The sequence below is a fragment of the Nocardia sp. 149-1B genome (assembly GCF_057747975.1).
On the sequence record NZ_CM173233.1, the window covers coordinates 1,528,262 to 1,544,627 of the forward strand.

At 70.8% G+C, this 16,366-nt stretch carries 13 protein-coding genes; 9 read left to right on the top strand and 4 right to left on the bottom strand.

All coding sequences use genetic code 11. The annotated features are described in order from the left end of the window. Positions 1-75: 75 nt before the first annotated feature. Positions 76-1,506: a M1 family metallopeptidase gene (locus tag AC3ANS_RS07315; protein WP_488295498.1), complete on the top strand. Its 1,431-nt coding sequence runs from the start codon at positions 76-78 to the stop codon at positions 1,504-1,506. A gap of 3 nt (positions 1,507-1,509) precedes the next feature. Here the strand turns inward: AC3ANS_RS07315 and AC3ANS_RS07320 are convergent, their stop codons facing one another. Both AC3ANS_RS07320 and AC3ANS_RS07325 read right to left on the bottom strand, forming a co-directional pair. Beyond that, on the bottom strand, positions 1,510-2,910 hold the full coding sequence (locus AC3ANS_RS07320; protein WP_488295499.1) for an NAD(P)/FAD-dependent oxidoreductase: 1,401 nt from the start codon (positions 2,908-2,910) through the stop codon (positions 1,510-1,512). After that, positions 2,895-3,368, bottom strand: coding sequence for an Lrp/AsnC family transcriptional regulator (locus AC3ANS_RS07325; protein ID WP_488295500.1), 474 nt, complete (start codon positions 3,366-3,368; stop codon positions 2,895-2,897). Before AC3ANS_RS07325 ends, AC3ANS_RS07320 begins: the two co-directional genes overlap by 16 nt. Positions 3,369-3,557: 189 nt before the next feature. Here AC3ANS_RS07325 and AC3ANS_RS07330 point away from each other — a divergent pair, with 189 nt between their 5' ends. From AC3ANS_RS07330 to AC3ANS_RS07345, 4 genes are read left to right on the top strand one after another with little or no spacing between them, the layout of a single operon-like run. Continuing rightward, positions 3,558-4,718: a polyamine ABC transporter substrate-binding protein gene (locus AC3ANS_RS07330; protein ID WP_488295501.1), complete on the top strand. Its 1,161-nt coding sequence runs from the start codon at positions 3,558-3,560 to the stop codon at positions 4,716-4,718. Then, a complete protein-coding gene (locus AC3ANS_RS07335) occupies positions 4,702-5,868 on the top strand; it encodes an ABC transporter ATP-binding protein (protein WP_488295502.1) in 1,167 nt (388 codons plus the stop codon). The genes AC3ANS_RS07330 and AC3ANS_RS07335 overlap by 17 nt, the downstream gene beginning before the upstream one ends. After that, positions 5,865-6,716 (top strand): ABC transporter permease, encoded by an 852-nt coding sequence (locus tag AC3ANS_RS07340; protein ID WP_488295503.1) that lies wholly within the window; start codon positions 5,865-5,867, stop codon positions 6,714-6,716. The genes AC3ANS_RS07335 and AC3ANS_RS07340 overlap by 4 nt, the downstream gene beginning before the upstream one ends. Continuing rightward, positions 6,713-7,516: an ABC transporter permease gene (locus AC3ANS_RS07345; protein WP_488295504.1), complete on the top strand. Its 804-nt coding sequence runs from the start codon at positions 6,713-6,715 to the stop codon at positions 7,514-7,516. Before AC3ANS_RS07340 ends, AC3ANS_RS07345 begins: the two co-directional genes overlap by 4 nt. 110 nt (positions 7,517-7,626) lie before the next feature. Here AC3ANS_RS07345 and AC3ANS_RS07350 read toward each other — a convergent pair whose 3' ends face one another. Further along, a complete protein-coding gene (locus AC3ANS_RS07350; protein WP_488295505.1) occupies positions 7,627-9,015 on the bottom strand; it encodes an aspartate aminotransferase family protein in 1,389 nt (462 codons plus the stop codon). A gap of 105 nt (positions 9,016-9,120) precedes the next feature. Here AC3ANS_RS07350 and AC3ANS_RS07355 point away from each other — a divergent pair, with 105 nt between their 5' ends. The 4 genes from AC3ANS_RS07355 to AC3ANS_RS07370 all read left to right on the top strand — a co-directional run bounded on the left by AC3ANS_RS07355 (position 9,121) and on the right by AC3ANS_RS07370 (position 14,965). Then, complete coding sequence (locus tag AC3ANS_RS07355; RefSeq protein ID WP_488295506.1) at positions 9,121-10,716, top strand: amidohydrolase; 1,596 nt, start codon at positions 9,121-9,123, stop codon at positions 10,714-10,716. A gap of 79 nt (positions 10,717-10,795) precedes the next feature. Next, positions 10,796-12,226, top strand: a complete 1,431-nt coding sequence (locus tag AC3ANS_RS07360; RefSeq protein WP_488295507.1) for a gamma-aminobutyraldehyde dehydrogenase — start codon at positions 10,796-10,798, stop codon at positions 12,224-12,226. A gap of 128 nt (positions 12,227-12,354) precedes the next feature. Continuing rightward, positions 12,355-13,587, top strand: a complete 1,233-nt coding sequence (locus AC3ANS_RS07365) for a saccharopine dehydrogenase family protein (RefSeq protein WP_488295508.1) — start codon at positions 12,355-12,357, stop codon at positions 13,585-13,587. Between the two features lie 82 nt (positions 13,588-13,669). Further along, entirely contained in the window at positions 13,670-14,965 is a 1,296-nt protein-coding gene (locus AC3ANS_RS07370) for a multidrug effflux MFS transporter (protein WP_488295509.1), read from the top strand. A gap of 7 nt (positions 14,966-14,972) precedes the next feature. Here AC3ANS_RS07370 and AC3ANS_RS07375 read toward each other — a convergent pair whose 3' ends face one another. After that, positions 14,973-16,355, bottom strand: coding sequence for a polysaccharide deacetylase family protein (locus tag AC3ANS_RS07375; protein WP_488295510.1), 1,383 nt, complete (start codon positions 16,353-16,355; stop codon positions 14,973-14,975). Positions 16,356-16,366: the final 11 nt, after the last annotated feature.

Here is a 16,366-nt window from a genome sequence, read left to right on the forward strand (position 1 = left end):
TAGAGTTATAGCACTGCGGTGATCGCCGGGCGACCACCGGGCGCGGCGGGTCCCGGCGGTCGGTAGGTTGCAGGCGTGCTCCGTCGTCTCGCCGCGCTGGCCGCCGCGGCCGCCCTCGTCCTCCCGGTCGCCTCCTCGCAGCCGGCGCTCGGCAGCGCCGAGGCGCCGCACGGCGCGGACGGCATCGGCGACCCGTACTTCCCGCTCGACGGCAACGGCGGCATCGACGTGCAGTCCTACGACATCCACGACCGGTACCAGTTCCACACCGGCCGCCTGTCGGGCCGGACCGTGCTGCGGTTGACCGCCACCGAGCGTCTGTCGGGGTTCAACCTCGACCTTCTGCTGCCGGTCTCACGCGTCGAGGTCGACCACCGGCCGGTCCACTTCGACCACGACCGGCACGAGCTCTCGATCGACGCGCCCCTGGCCGAGCACGAGTCGGCGCGGGTGGAGGTCTGGTACTCCGGCCTGCCGGCGCACTACTCCTACGCAGGAGAGAGCAACTGGCTGGCCGACGAGCACGAGGTCGTCGCGATGAACCAGCCGCACATGGCGCCGTGGTGGTTCCCTGCCAACGACCACCCGCTCGACAAGTCCACCGTGCGGATCTCGATCACCGTGCCCCGGGACAAGCAGGTCGTCGGGAACGGCCACCGGGTCGAGCGCACCGTCCACGGCAGGCTCGCGACCACCACCTGGGCGGCCGCCGAGCCGATGGTGCCGTACCTCGCGTTCTTCGCCGCCGGCTCCTACGACATCGCACAGGGGACCTCCGGCGGGCACCCCTGGTACGTCGCGGTCTCGAAGGGGCTCGGCACCGCCTCCCAGCAGGTCGCGATGCGGCTGATGAAGCAGACGCCGACGCTCCTGCACTGGCTGGAGGGCGTGATCGGCACGTACCCGTTCCGCGACACCGGAGGACTCACGACCAGCCTGCCCGTCGGGTTCGCGCTGGAGAACCAGACGCGGCCGACGTACCCCTACATGGGCGAGTCCCCGGGCGCCGTGCGGACGGTGGTCCACGAGCTGGCCCACCAGTGGTTCGGCGACTCCGTGGCCGTCGAGGGCTGGACGGACATCTGGCTCAACGAGGGGTGGGCGACGTACTTCGAGAACTACTACCAGGAGACCCACGGCGGGCGCTCGACCGACGCCTTGATGCGCGCGGAGTACGCCGACGTGCCCGCCGACGACGCCTTCTGGGAGCACGAGGTCGCCGACCCGTGCCCGAGCCACGAGAGCTGCGTGGACTCGATCTTCGCGCCGTTCGTCTACGAACGCGGTGGCATGGCCCTGGCCGCGCTGCGCAACCGGATCGGCGACACCGACTTCGCCGAGCTCATGCGCCGCTGGGTGACCAGCCGCGCCGACGGCAACGGCGACACCGCGCAGTTCGAGGCACTGGCCGAGCAGGTCAGCGGCGCGGACCTCGGCTCGTTCTTCGACGCCTGGCTCCACTCGACGACCAAGCCCGCCGACACCGCCGACAACGGCCTGGGGTAGCTCTCAGCCCAGCAGCGGGGAGACCGCCTTGGCCACCACGCTGGGCAGTCTGGTCACCGATTCCTCGGCGTCGGCGATCGTCATCGCGCGCAGGCCGGCGTTGATGCCGAGCCAGCGCAGCGGCTCCCGCTCCCAGGTGGGGGAGCGGTGACCCACCCAGGGCAGTCGGGTGAGGTCGGTGTCGTGGCCGAGCACCAGGTCGCGCAGGGTACGGCCGGCGAGGTTGGTGGTGCTCACCCCGTCGCCGACGTACCCACCGGCCCAGGCGAGCCCGGTCTCGCGATCCAGTCCGACGGACGCGCACCAGTCGCGAGGGATGCCGAGCGCTCCGCCCCACGCGTGGGTCACGCGGGTGCCCGCGACCACCGGGAACAGGTCGACCAGTGTCGCGTAGAGGCGGGCGAAGACCGCGTCGTCGCGGTCGTACTCCGGCCGGATCCGTGATCCCAGGTGGTACGGCGCGCCGCGGCCGCCGAAGACCAGCCGGTCGTCCGCGGTGCGCTGCCCGTAGACGATCAGGTGCCGGTGGTCGGTGAACGTCTCGCGCCGGGCGAGCCCGATCTCCTCCCAGGTCGCCGCGGGCAGCGGCTCGGTGGCGATGATCAGGGAGTAGACCGGCACGAGCGTGCGCTCCTCGCCCCGCAGGCTCGGCGTGTAGCCCTCGGTCGCGCGCACCACGGTGGGGGCTCGCACGTCGCCGTCGGCGGTGTGGGCCCGCCCGGAGCCGATGGAGCGCACCCGGGTCTGCTCGTGGATGGTCACCCCCCGCCGTTCGACGGCCTCGGCCAGACCGCGGACCAGTCGTGCGGGGTGGATGGCCGCGCAGTCGGGGGTGTACGTCGCGCCCACGGTCCGGCTGCCCCGCAGCACCGCGGTCGCCTCGTCCCGGTCGAGGAGGCGTACGTCGTCCTCGCCGCGGTCCCAGCGCCGCGCCTCGGCGACCTCCGCCCGGGCGCGCCGCCATTGGGCGCGGCTGCGCGCGAGGGAGATCGTGCCGCCCTTGGCGATGTGAGCGTCGATGCCCTCCGCCGCCGCGACCCGGACGACCTCGTCGACGGTGGCCCGCATCGCGCGGTGCTGAGCCAGGGCGCCCTCGCGGTCCGCGAGGCCGGCGAGCGTGCCGAGCGACGCCGGGAACAGGGCCGAGCACCACCCGCCGTTGCGTCCGGACGCGCCGAACCCGACGGTCTCCGCCTCGAGCACCACGATCCGCAGCGTCGGGTCGGCCTCGGCGAGGTAGTACGCCGTCCAGAGGCCGGTGAAGCCGGCGCCGACGATCGCCACGTCGGCGTCGAGGTCTCCGGCCAGGCCGGGGCGGGGCGTCCAGTCGGTGTCGACGGTGTCGTGCCAGAGCGAGAGGCGCTCCCAGTGGGGGTCGGTGTGGTTGTTCAGCGCACACCCCACGAGTAGGTCTGCTTGCGCAGCTGGAGGTACATGAACGTCTCGGTCCGGGCGACGCCCGGGATGGTCCGGATGCGCCCGGAGAGCAGCTCGTAGAGGTGCTCGTCGCTCTCGCAGACGACCTCCACCAGCAGGTCGTAGGAGCCGGCGGTGACCACGACGTAGTCGACCTCCTCCAGCGCGGCGATCGCGTCGGCCACCGGCTCGAGCGGCCCCGACACCTGCACGCCGACCATGGCCTGGCGGGCGAACCCGAGCTCGAGCGGATCGGTGACCGCGACGACCTGCATCACGCCGCCCTCGATCAGCCGCTGCACGCGCTGGCGCACGGCGGCCTCGGACAGGCCGACCACCTTGCCGATCGCGGCGTACGAGCGCCTGCCGTCCTGCTGCAGCTGCTCGATGATCGCCTTGGACACCTCGTCGAGGTGGAACGCGGGACGCCCGGACTTCCTGGTCATGGCCGCATGCTTGCGCAGCTCGGGAGCAGGGTCAAAGGTTTCGGGGAGTGTTGAAACAAGCGATTTCGTTGCGAGGATGTTTCTTGTCGACGGGATCGCTTGTCGTACCCCCGGTTGCGTGGCACGATCCGAGCCATCCAGCCCGAAGGGAGTCGCATGACGCCGGAGTCACCTGTCCCGCGGAGGGGAGTGTCGCGCCGGACCGTGCTCAAGGGCGGGGGCGCGCTCGCGTTCACCGGGCTGAGCCTGGCCGGCCTCAAGCTGCCGTTCTTCGGCGTCGACGGTGCCGCGCAGGACCCGGCCCTGTGCCGGGCCCGGGACGTGTCCGAGCAGGACATGAAGCTGGTCGTGTCGAACTGGCCGCAGTACATCGACCCCAAGGGCTACAAGCTCGGCACGTTCCAGAAGTTCCAGGAGCGCACCGGCATCAGCGTCACCTACAACGACGACGTCAACGACAACGCCGAGTTCTACGCCAAGGTCCGCAACCAGCTCGGCTCCTGCAAGCCCATCGGCCGCGACCTGATGATGCTGACCGACTGGATGGCCGCCCGGATGATCGGGCTGGGCTGGATCCAGCCGCTGGACGCCGCCAAGGTCCCCAACCTGCACGCCAACCTGATCGAGCCGCTCCGCGGCCGGCAGTGGGACCCGGACCTGACCTACCACGCGCCCTGGCAGACCGGTCTGACCGGCATCGCCTACAACGCCTCCAAGACCGGCGAGGTGAAGAGCTTCGAGGAGCTGCTCACCCGATCCGACCTCAAGGGCCGCGTCACCCTGCTCTCCGAGATGCGCGACACGATGGCCTTCATGCTCAAGATCGTGGGCGCCAACCCGGACAAGTTCACCGACAACGAGTGGAAGAACGCGATCGACCGGCTCCGCAAGGTCGTCGCCGACGGCCAGGTCCGCGCGTTCACCGGCAACGACTACACCCAGGACCTCGCGGCCGGGAACATCCTCGCCTGCGAGGCGTGGTCGGGCGACGTGATCCAGCTGCAGCTCGACAACCCGGACATCAAGTTCGTGGCACCCGAGGAGGGCCTGTCGCTCTGGAGCGACAACATGATCGTCCCCAACCTCGCGACCCACGAGGCCAACGCCGAGAAGTGGATCGACTACTACTACGAGCCCGCGGTCGCCGCGAAGCTCGCCTCCTACGTCAACTACATCTGTCCCGTGCAGGGGGCGAAGGAGGAGATGGGGAAGATCGATCCTTCGCTGGTCGACAACCCGCTGATCTTCCCCGACGACACGATGCTGGCGGACACGTTCGACTTCATGCCGCTCACCGATCAGCAGCAATCCGAGTACGAAGGAGACTGGTCCGATGTCACAGGTGGCTGAGTCGGTGACGGCCGCGCAGGACGGCGCGGCGTACGACGGTCTGCGGCTGCGCACCGTCACGAAGTCCTTCGGCGGCTTCACCGCGGTCCGCGAGCTCGACCTCGACGTGCCGAAGGGGTCGTTCTTCGCGCTGCTCGGCCCGTCGGGGTGCGGCAAGACGACGACGCTGCGCATGGTCGCCGGCCTCGAGACCCCGACGTCGGGCACGATCACGCTGGCGGGCCAGGACATCACCTATGCCAAGCCGTACAAGCGCCCGGTCAACACGGTGTTCCAGAGCTACGCGCTGTTCCCGCACCTCGACATCTACGAGAACGTCGCGTTCGGGCTCAAGCGGCGCAAGGCCTCCGACATCGACGCCCAGGTGCGCGACATGCTCGAGCTGGTCGAGCTCACCACCCAGGTGCGCAAGAAGCCGGCCCAGCTCTCCGGCGGTCAGCAGCAGCGCGTCGCGCTGGCACGTGCGCTGATCAACCACCCGGAGGTCCTGCTGCTCGACGAGCCGCTGGGCGCCCTCGACCTCAAGCTGCGCCGGTCGATGCAGATCGAGCTCAAGCGGATCCAGACCGAGGTGGGTCGGACCTTCATCCACGTCACCCACGACCAGGAGGAGGCCATGACGATGGCCGACACCGTCGCGGTGATGAACGCCGGCGTGATCGAGCAGATGGGCGCGCCCGCGGACCTCTACGAGAACCCGCACAGCACGTTCGTCGCGAACTTCCTCGGCCAGTCGAACCTGATCGCGGGCACGATCACGCAGCGCACGGCCGACGTCGTCAGCGTCGACATGCAGGGCATCGGGGTCTCGGTCCAGCCCTCGCGCACCCACACCGACGGTGACCGGGGTTGGGTGGGCATCCGCCCCGAGAAGGTGCTGATCGGCGCGCCCGGCGAGGAGCTCGACGCCCCGGGCAACACCATCCCCGGTGGCGTCGTCACCGACGTCAGCTTCGTCGGGGTGAGCACGCAGTACCTCGTCCGGATGCCGTGGGGGCAGGAGCTGCAGGTGTTCCAGCAGAACACCGGCCGCCACCGCATCTTCCACGTCGGCGAGCCCGTCGAGCTCTCCTGGAGACCGGAGTACGCGTTCCTCCTCGACTTCTCCCAGGACGCACTGGCCGGAGCCCAGAAGGGCGACGACGAATGACCCGGCGCAAGGGTGCCGTCGGCTACCTCTTGCTCCTCCCGGCGGCGCTGTGGCTGATCGTGTTCTTCGCCGTGCCGTTCTACTCCCTGCTGGCGACGAGCCTGTTCGACTCGTCCGGCTCGGACTTCCGCGGCTACGAGATGACCTACGCCTGGGGCAACTACGCCGACGTGGTCAAGGACTACTGGCAGCCGATGCTGCGAGCGCTCTGGTACGGCGGGCTCGCGACGGTGTTCTGCCTGGTGCTGGGCTACGTGCTCGCCTACGCGATCGCGTTCAAGGCGGGCCGGTGGAAGAACCTCATGCTGGTGCTGGTGATCGCGCCGTTCTTCACCAGCTTCCTGATCCGCACGCTGTCGTGGAAGCTGATCCTCGCCGACGACGGCCTGGTGGTGAACTCCCTCCAGGCCGTCCACCTCCTGGGCCAGGACGGCCGGCTGCTGGCGACGCCGGTCGCCGTGATCGCGGGCCTGACCTACAACTTCCTGCCGTTCATGGTGCTGCCGCTGTTCGCGAGCATCGACAAGATCGACCACCGGTTGATCGAGGCCGCGAACGACCTCTACGCCAACCCGGTCGTCGGCTTCTTCAAGGTGACCTGGCCGCTCTCGCTGCCCGGCGTGGTGTCCGGGACGCTGTTGACCTTCATCCCGGCCGCTGGTGACTTCATCAACGCCCAGCTGCTCGGCAGCCCCAACCAGCGGATGGTCGGTGGCGTGATCCAGAGCCTGTTCACCGACGCCGGCAACTACCCGGCGGCCGCGGCGCTCTCGATGATCCTGATGCTCGGGATCGTGGCGATGGTGTTGGTCTACGTCCGCCGGGCGGGGACGGAGGAGCTGCTGTGATCGGACGCTGGATCCGCGAGCACCTGGTCCTCTTCCTGGGCCTCCTCGTGCTCGCCTACACGTTCGTGCCGATCGCCGTCGTGGTGCTGATGAGCTTCAACCACCCGGCGAGCCGGAACGTCTACCGCTTCGACGCGTTCACGCTCGACAACTGGAAGGACCCGTGCGCGGCCGAGGGCATGTGCGCGGCACTCGGGAAGAGCGTCGAGATCGGGCTGCTGGCCACGCTCGGCGCGACGATCCTCGGCACGCTCGCGGCGTTCGCGCTGGTGCGCTACGACTTCGCGGGCCGCTCCTCGACGAACCTGCTGATCTTCCTGCCGATGGCCTCACCCGAGATCGTGATGGGCTCCTCGCTGCTGGCGCTGTTCGTCGCGTCGGGGTTCGCGGGCCAGCTCGGCTTCTGGACGATCCTGATCGCCCACATCATGTTCTGTCTCTCGTTCGTGGTGGTCACGGTCAGATCCCGGCTGGCCGGGTTCGACGACAACCTCGAACAGGCGGCGATGGACCTCTACGCCACGCCGGCGCAGACGTTCTGGCGGGTGACGTTCCCCCTGGTGTTCCCGGGCATCCTCGGGGCCGCGCTGCTCAGCTTCTCGCTGTCCTTCGACGACTTCATCATCACCAGCCTGAACGCCGGCACCACCACGACGTTCCCGATGTACGTCTGGGGTGCCGCCCAGCGTGGCGTCCCGATGCAGGTCAACGTCGTCGGCACCGTGATGCTGCTGATCTCGATGGTCATCGTGATCGGTGGCGAGGTGGCCAGCCGGCGCCGCAACGCCAAGCTCGCCTGACGCCCCGCGGCGCCGAAGGCAACGCGCCGACCGCAACCACACCGTCGGAGGATGTCCCCAAGTCGCATCCGCGGCCGCGCGCGGCGCCGGAGGCGACGCGCGAGACGCGGTCAGATCAGGGTGGCGGCCTTGTCGAGGACGGTGCGCAGGATCTGCTCCATCTCGTCGAAGTGCGACTGGTCGCAGATCAGCGGGGGAGAGAGCTGGATGACCGGGTCGCCGCGGTCGTCGGCGCGGCAGTAGAGGCCTTCGTCGTAGAGCGCCTTGGACAGGAAGCCGCGCAGCAGCTTCTCCGACTCGGCCTCGTCGAAGGTGGTCTTGGTGTCCTTGTCCTTGACCAGCTCGATCCCGTAGAAGTAGCCGTCGCCGCGCACGTCGCCGACGATCGGCAGGTCGAGCAGACGCTCCAAGGTCGAGCGGAAGGCGCCCTCGTTGTCACGCACGTGCTCGAGGACGTGCTCGTTCTCGAAGATGTCGAGGTTGGCCATCGCGACCGCGGTCGAGACCGGGTGGCCACCGAAGGTGAAGCCGTGGGCGAACATCTCCGGCCCGGCCAGGAACGGCTCCATCAGTCGGTCCGAGGCGATCATCGCGCCGAGAGGGGAGTAGCCGGAGGTGATGCCCTTGGCGCAGGTGATGATGTCGGGCTGGTAGCCGTAGCGATCCGCGCCGAACATGTGGCCGAGCCGGCCGAACGCGCAGATGACCTCGTCGGAGACCAGCAGGACGTCGTACTCGTCGCAGATCTCGCGCACCCGCTGGAAGTAGCCCGGAGGCGGCGGGAAGCAGCCGCCGGCGTTCTGCACCGGCTCGAGGAAGACGGCCGCCACGGTGTCGGGACCCTCGTTCTCGATGGCGACGGCGATCTGGTCGGCGGCCCAGCGACCGAACGCCTCGGGGTCGCTGCCGTCGAGGAGCCCGCCGGTCGCCTCGGAGGCGCGGTAGACGTTGGTGTTCGGCACCCGGAACGTCGAGGGCACCAGCGGTTCGAACTGCTGCTTGAGCGGCGGCAGCCCGGTGATCGACAGCGCGCCCTGGGTCGTGCCGTGGTAGGCGATCGACCGGCTGATCACCTTGTGCTTCATCGGCTTGCCGGTGAGCTTGAAGAAGTTCTTGGCGAGCTTCCAGGCGGACTCGACGGCCTCGCCGCCGCCGGTGGTGAAGAACACCCGGTTGAGGTCACCGGGTGCGTAGCCGGCGACCCGCTCCGCGAGCAGGATCGCGTTGGGGTGCGCGTAGGACCACAGCGGGTGGAACGCGAGCTCCTTCGCCTGCGCCGCGGCCGCCTCGGCGAGCTCGGTGCGACCGTGCCCGAGCTGGCTCACGAAGAGCCCCGCCAGGCCGTCGAGGTAGCGCTTGCCCTGGGCGTCGTAGATGTAGGCACCCTCGCCGCGCACGATGATCGGCACGTCGGAGGTGTCGTACGTCGAGTGCCGGGTGAAGTGCATCCACAGGTGGTCCTTGGCGGCCTGCTGCAGGTGGTCGTAGTCCGGGTGCATGCGGCCCATGATGCGTGGCCAGGCCCGGCGATTGCAAGCGAATCCGTCGCACGAAGGGGTGAATTCGTCGGATTTCGTTGTCACGCGCCGTGGTAGAACTCCGGCATGACGACGACGCTCTTCACCGGCGGCACACTGTTCGACGGGTTCCGGCACGCCGGTGCGGGGGAGGTGCTGGTCCGCGACGGCCGGATCGCTGCCATTGGACGCGGCGTCGACCGCGACGGCGCGGACGTCGTGGATCTGGCGGGCGGGCTGTTGGCGCCCGGCTTCACCGACGCGCACGTGCACCCCATCCAGGGCGGCCTGGAGCGGCTGCGCTGCGACCTGTCCGGGCTCGACACGCGAGAGGACTACCTCGACGCGATCGCGACGTACGCCGCCGCGCACCCGGACGCGGAGTGGATCCTCGGGGGCGGCTGGGCGATGCCGGCGTTCCCCGGCGGTACCCCGACCGCCGTCGACCTCGACCGGGTCGTGCCCGACCGGCCCGTGTTCCTGCCCAACCGCGACCACCACGGGGCCTGGGTCAACACCCGCGCGCTCGAGCTGGCCGGCGTCGACGATCGCACCCCGGACCCGCCTGACGGCCGCATCGAGCGCGACGCCGACGGCCGGCCGACCGGCACCCTCCACGAGGGCGCCACCTCGCTGGTGTCCCGTCACGTGCCGCGACCGACCGCGGCCGACCTCCACGCCGCGCTGATGGCCGGTCAGGCCTACCTGCACTCGGTCGGCGTGACGTCCTGGCAGGACGCGATCGTGGGCGCCTACTCCGGCATCGACGACCCGGCCTCGACGTACACCGCCGCCGCGGCGAGCGGCGACCTCCGCTCCCACGTCGTCGGCGCGCTCTGGTGGGAGCGGCGGCTCGGGACCGAGCAGGTCGCCGACCTGGTCGGCAGGCGTGAGGCGATGACCGGCGGCCGGTTCCGTGCGACCACGGTCAAGATCATGCAGGACGGCGTCGCGGAGAACAGCACGGCGGCGATGCTCGAGCCCTACCTGGACCGGTGCGGCCACGCGACCACCAACCGCGGGCACTCCTTCCTCGACGCGGCCGCGCTGCGCGCGGCGGTGGTCGCGCTGGACGCCGCCGGCTTCCAGGTCCATGTGCACGCGATCGGCGACCGTGGCGTCCGCGAGGCGCTCGACGCGTTCGAGGGCACCGACCCCGCGCGGCGCCACCACGTCGCGCACCTGCAGGTCGTGCACCCCGACGACGTACGCCGCTTCGCCGGCCTCGGCGTGGCCGCCAACCTGCAGATGCTGTGGGCCTGTCTCGACGACCAGATGGTCGACCTGACCGTGCCGTTCCTGGGCCCGGAGCGGGCCGGCTGGCAGTACCCGTTCGGCGAGCTGTTGCGATCCGGTGCTCGCCTGGTCGCGGGCAGCGACTGGCCGGTCAGCACGCCCGATCCGCTGCAAGCGATCCAGGTCGCGGTCACCCGGGTCGAGCCCGGCAGCGACCGGGCACCGTTCCTCCTGGAGCAGGCACTGCCGCTCGAGGCCGCCTTCGCGGCGTACACCTCGGGCTCGGCGTGGGCCAACCAGCGCGACGACGCGGGGGTGCTGCGGCCCGGCGCGATCGCTGACCTGGTGGTGCTCGACCGGAACCCGTTCGCCGGACCGGCCGAGCAGATCGGGGACGCCCAGGTCGTGTCCACCTGGATCGACGGAGAGCCCGTCCACACCGCCTGACCCCCCGGTGACGACTAATTCCGTGTTACGTCCCGGTCTCGCCCTACCGATTCCGTTGTCGGGTCACTAGGCTCCCCGCATGGCCGACCAGTTCAAGAACGTCATCAACGCAGAGCTCGTCGACAGCGCGTCGGGCGAGACCTACGACATCGTCGACCCGACGACCGGCGAGGTCTACGCCCAGGCGCCCCGATCGGGCGCCGAGGACGTCGACCGTGCGTACGCCGCGGCCGCCACCGCCTTCGAGTCGTGGGGGAGCACCACGCCCAAGGAGCGCTCCGAGGCGCTGCTCAAGATCGCCGACGCCATCGAGGCGCGGGTCGAGGAGATCAACGCCGTCGAGTGCAAGGACACCGGCAAGCCCCTCCAGATCACCATGGACGAGGAGATGCCGTACGCCGCGGACCACTTCCGGTTCTTCGCCGGCGCCGCCCGGGTGCTCGAGGGCCGCTCGGCCGGGGAGTACATGGCCGACCACACCTCGTGGATCCGCCGCGAGCCGGTCGGCGTCGTCGGCCAGGTGACGCCGTGGAACTACCCGCTGCTGATGATGATCTGGAAGATCGCCCCGGCCCTGGCGGGCGGCAACACGATCGTGCTCAAGCCCAGCGACACCACCCCCGCGAGCTCGACGCTGCTCGCCGAGATCGCCCAGGAGTTCCTGCCGCCGGGCGTGCTCAACGTCGTCACCGGCGACCGTGACACCGGCCGCGCGCTCGTCGCCCACAAGACCCCGCAGATGGTCGCGATCACCGGTTCGGTCCGTGCCGGCATGGAGGTCGCGGAGTCGGCATCGCACGACCTCAAGCGCGTCCACCTCGAGCTCGGCGGCAAGGCGCCGGTGATCGTGTTCGACGACGCCGACATCGAGAAGGCCGCCGAGGGCATCGCCGGCGCCGGCCTGTTCAACGGCGGCCAGGACTGCACGGCCGCGACCCGCGTGCTCGCCGGGCCGGGCATCCACGACGAGTTCGTCGCCGCCCTGACCGAGGCGGCGAAGGGGATGCCGACCGGCATGCCCGACGACGAGGCGACGTACTACGGCCCGCTCAACAACCAGTCCCAGCTCGAGCGCGTCTCGGGCATGGTCGACCGGCTGCCCGACCACGCGAACCTCCAGACCGGCGGCGCTCGCAAGGGCGACCGTGGCTACTTCTACGAGCCCACCGTCGTCTCGGGACTGCGCCAGGACGACGAGCAGATCCAGTCGGAGATCTTCGGCCCCGTCATGACCGTGCAGCGATTCACCGACGAGGCCGAGGCGCTGCGCTGGGCCAACGGCGTCGAGTACGGCCTGTCCTCGAGCGTCTGGACCAAGGACCACGCCCGGGCGATGCGGATGTCGCGCGGCCTCGACTTCGGCGTGGTGTGGATCAACACCCACATCCCGTTCATCTCCGAGATGCCGCACGGCGGGTTCAAGCACTCCGGCTACGGCAAGGACCTCTCCATGTACGGGCTCGAGGACTACACCCGCATCAAGCACGTGATGAGCTACATCGGGGACTGACCAGCCCTCGGGTGGTTTCGAGGCTCGCTTCGCTCGCGCCTCAACCACCGACCATCGACATCCGGTGGTTGAGGTGCGAGGGCCGCTAGGCCCGAGCCTCGAAACCACCATCGACGAATAGAGAAGCAATGAGGATTCTGCTTGTTGGGGCTGGGGGAGTCGGGGCAGCATTCGCCGCGATCGCGGCGCGGCGTGACTTCTTCGAGACGATCGTGGTGGCCGACTACGACCTGGCCAAGGCCGAGCGGGCCGCGGCCACGGACGGGCGGTACGTCGCCGCGCGGATCGATGCCTCCTCGGCCGAGGACGTGGCGGCCCTGTGCCGCGAGCACGGGATCACCCACGTGATGAACGCGGTCGACCCGGTGTTCGACATGCCGGTGTTCGAGGGTGCGTTCGCCGCGGGCGCGGACTACCTCGACATGGCGATGTCGCTGTCCAAGCCGCATCCGGAGGCGCCGTACGAACGATGCGGCGTCAAGCTCGGCGACGAGCAGTTCGCGGTGGCCTCGGACTGGGAGGCCGCCGGGCGCCTGGCGCTGGTCGGCATCGGCGTCGAGCCCGGGCTCTCCGACGTGTTCGCGAGGTACGCCGCCGACCACCTGTTCAGCGAGATCGACGAGCTCGGCACCCGCGACGGCGCCAACCTCGTGGTCACCGACGACGAGGGCAACGAGATCTTCGCGCCGTCGTTCTCGATGTGGACCACGATCGAGGAGTGCCTCAACCCACCGGTGGTGTGGCAGGACGGCGAGTGGCACACGACCCCGCCGTTCTCCGAGCCGGAGGTCTTCGACTTCCCGGAGGGCATCGGGCCAGTCGAGTGCGTGAACGTCGAGCACGAGGAGGTCCTCCTCATGCCGCGCTGGGTCGACTGCAAGCGCGCGACGTTCAAGTACGGCCTGGGCGATGAGTTCATCAACATCCTCAAGGTGCTGCACACGCTCGGCCTCGACAGCACCGAGAAGGTCCGGGTCAAGGGTGTCGAGGTGAGTCCGCGGGACGTCGTTGCGGCCGTGCTGCCCGACCCGGCCACCGTCGGTCCGCGGATGCGCGGCAAGACGTGCGCGGGGCTGTGGGTCACCGGCACGGGCAAGGACGGCCAAGGGAATCCGACGGGGGCTCGGTCGACGTACCTCTACCACGTCGTCGACAACGAGTGGACGATGCGGGAGTACGGCCACCAGTGCGTGGTCTGGCAGACCGCGATCAACCCGGTCGTCGCCCTCGAGCTGCTCGCCCGCGGCACCTGGTCGGGCGCCGGTGTCCTGGGCCCCGAGGCGTTCGACGCGGCGCCCTTCCTCGACCTGCTGACCGAGTACGGCAGTCCCTGGGGGATCAAGGAGCTCGAGACCGCCTGACCGCGGACCCGATTCGTCCGGGACGACCTGCGGCTGGCATTCTTTACCGCGACAGAAGCGGAACCAGGCGAGGGACCAGGCGATGAGAACGACCGCGGACGGTTGCGGTGCCGGCACCGGCGCGATGCCCGCTCTCGTCGTACCCGCGCCCCCGCGCGAGTCGCTGCGCCTCGTGCTGATGCTCGGCGCGCTGGTCGCGCTGGGCCCGTTCACGATCGACATGTACCTGCCGGCCCTGCCGACCATCTCCCACGAGCTGAACACCACCTCGACGGCCGTCCAGCTCACGCTCACCGGCACGCTGGCGGGCCTCGGCTTCGGGCAGCTGGTGCTGGGCCCCCTGTCGGACACGTTCGGCCGTCGGCGGCCGCTGCTGGCCGGCGTCACGGTGCACGTCCTCGCCTCCCTGCTGTGCGTCGTGGCGCCGAACGTCGCGGTGCTGGGCGTGCTGCGGGTGCTGGAGGGTCTCGGCGCCGCCGCGGCGTCGGTGGTCGCGATCGCCGTCGTCCGCGACCTGTTCGCCGGGGTCCGGGCCGCGCGGATGATCTCCCGGCTCGTCCTCGTGATCGGCGCCTCCCCGGTGCTGGCGCCGACCATCGGCGGCGAGATGCTGCGCTGGACCGACTGGCGCGGCGTGTTCGCCGCGCTGGCGGTGCTCGGCCTGGGGGTCACGGTGATGGCCGCGATCGCCCTGCCGGAGACGTTGCCGCCGGCCCGCCGGCGCACGGGCGGGGTGCCTGCGACCCTCCGCACCTACCGCGGCCTGCTCACCGACCGCACCTTCGTCGCGCTGGTCCTCGTCTCGGGCCTCAACGCGTCGGCCCTCTTCGCGTACGTCGCGGGCTCCTCGTTCGTGTTCCAGGACCAGTTCGGGCTCAGCGAGCACACGTTCAGCCTGATCTTCGCGGTCAACTCGGTGGCCAACATCGGGGCCAGCCAGGTCAACGTCGTGCTGCTCTCGTGGTTCCCGCCGGCCCGGATCCTGGTCGCCTCGCTCTCGACCGCGGTGGTCGCCTCGACCGCGCTCCTGGTCGTCGCGCTGACCGGGTTCGGCGGGGTGCTCGGGCTCATGGTGCCGCTCTTCATCCTGCTCGGAGCGATCGGGCAGAGCGGCCCGAACGCCTCGGCGCTCGGGCTCTCGCTGCACGGCGAGTCCGCCGGCACGGCCGCCGCGCTGTTCGGCTCGCTCAACTTCGGGCTCGGTGCCCTCACCGCGCCCCTGGTCGGCGTCCTCGGCAACGACAGCCACGCGATGGCGACCGCGATGGCCGGCAGCATCGCCCTCGCGGCCACCGTGCTGGTCCTCGGCGTACGCCTGCCGGTGCTGCACGCCATGGACCTCTCGGAGCCCGAACCGCTCCCGCTGCCCAGCAGCTGAGCGCCGACTAGAACAGGTCGGGTACGCCGGCCACCGGCCAGCGAACCGCCACCAGCGCGTCGTGACGGGCCTGGGCGGCGGTCTGGTCGGGCGCGTCCACGCTCAACGTCGCGTCCGGGCCGGGGGTCGCGTGGACGACCTGTGCCAACCGGACCGGCACCGCGCGGTCACCGTCGCGCGGGGCGCCGGTCGGGATGGTGAGGGTCACCGTCCCGGTGCGAGACCCGGCCGGGACCACGATGAGCGCCCGGCCCAGCGGGGAGCGCACCTGTGCCCGCACCGGGCGGTCGGAGGACCGGTCGAGCCGGACGCCGATCCGCGCCACCGTCGTCAGCAGCGGCGAGGCGGTCACCCGGGTCGAGGTCAGCGTGGCCACCGGGGGCGGATCGTCGTCGACGACGCGCACCAGCGCCTGCGCGACCAGCGCCGGCTGGACGCCGTGCCCGCCGTACACCTTGGTGGTGACCTCCTCGACGACCTCGTCCGTGCGGTCCTGCGGCGCCCGGAGCCAGAGGGTGGCGGTCGTCCGGCCCGCGGGAACGTGCACGGTCCCGGCGGTGGTGCGGACCACCGTGGCGCGCGTGGTCGGCCGATCCAGGTGCACGGTGAGGCGCACCCGACCGCCCTCGACCACCCGGTGCCGGGCGGCGGCGACCGTCGCCACCGGCACCGGCGGGGTCGGCTGCCCGTCGGGTCCGAGGTCGGCGAAGCAGTAGCCCCGCGCGCGCAGCGTCGCGATCTCGCGCGGCAGTGCCCGCAGCGTCAGCGGGGAGCGGGTCACGCCGTCATGCTGGATCACCACGTTGGTCCGGTGCGGGTGCACGGCCGCGACGACCCGGTCCGCGATCTGCCGGGGCGTGCCGTCCTCCCAGTCGCGCGGGTCGATGGTCCACAGCACGGAGGTGTAGCCCTCGGCCGCGAGCACGCCGCGGACCCGGTCGTCGACGGCGCCGTACGGCGGGCGCACGAACGTCGGGGCCGGCACCCCGGCCGCGACCAGTGCGTGCCGCGTGCGGTGTAGCGCGGTCCGGATCTCCTTGTCGGACTGCGTGGTGAGGTCGGTGTGCGCCCAGGTGTGGTTGCCGATCGCGAAGCCGGCCCGGGAGACCAGCCGCGCCAGCTCGGGGTGGGCTGCCACGTTGGTGCCCACCATGAAGAACGTGGCGGGCACCTGGAGATGCCTCAGCAGGTGCACCATCCGCGCCGTCACCGCCGTCGACGGTCCGTCGTCGAAGGTGAGGGCGACCAGCCCCCGCGAGCACGGCCGGGCCGGCGGGCCACCGCCGGGCGCGGCGTCGGCCCGGGGAGCCCCGACGAGCAGCACCGCCAGCGTCGCCAGCACCGCCAGCACCGCCAGCACCGCCGGCGTCGCGCGTCCGCGTCCTCGCATCCTGAGCACCT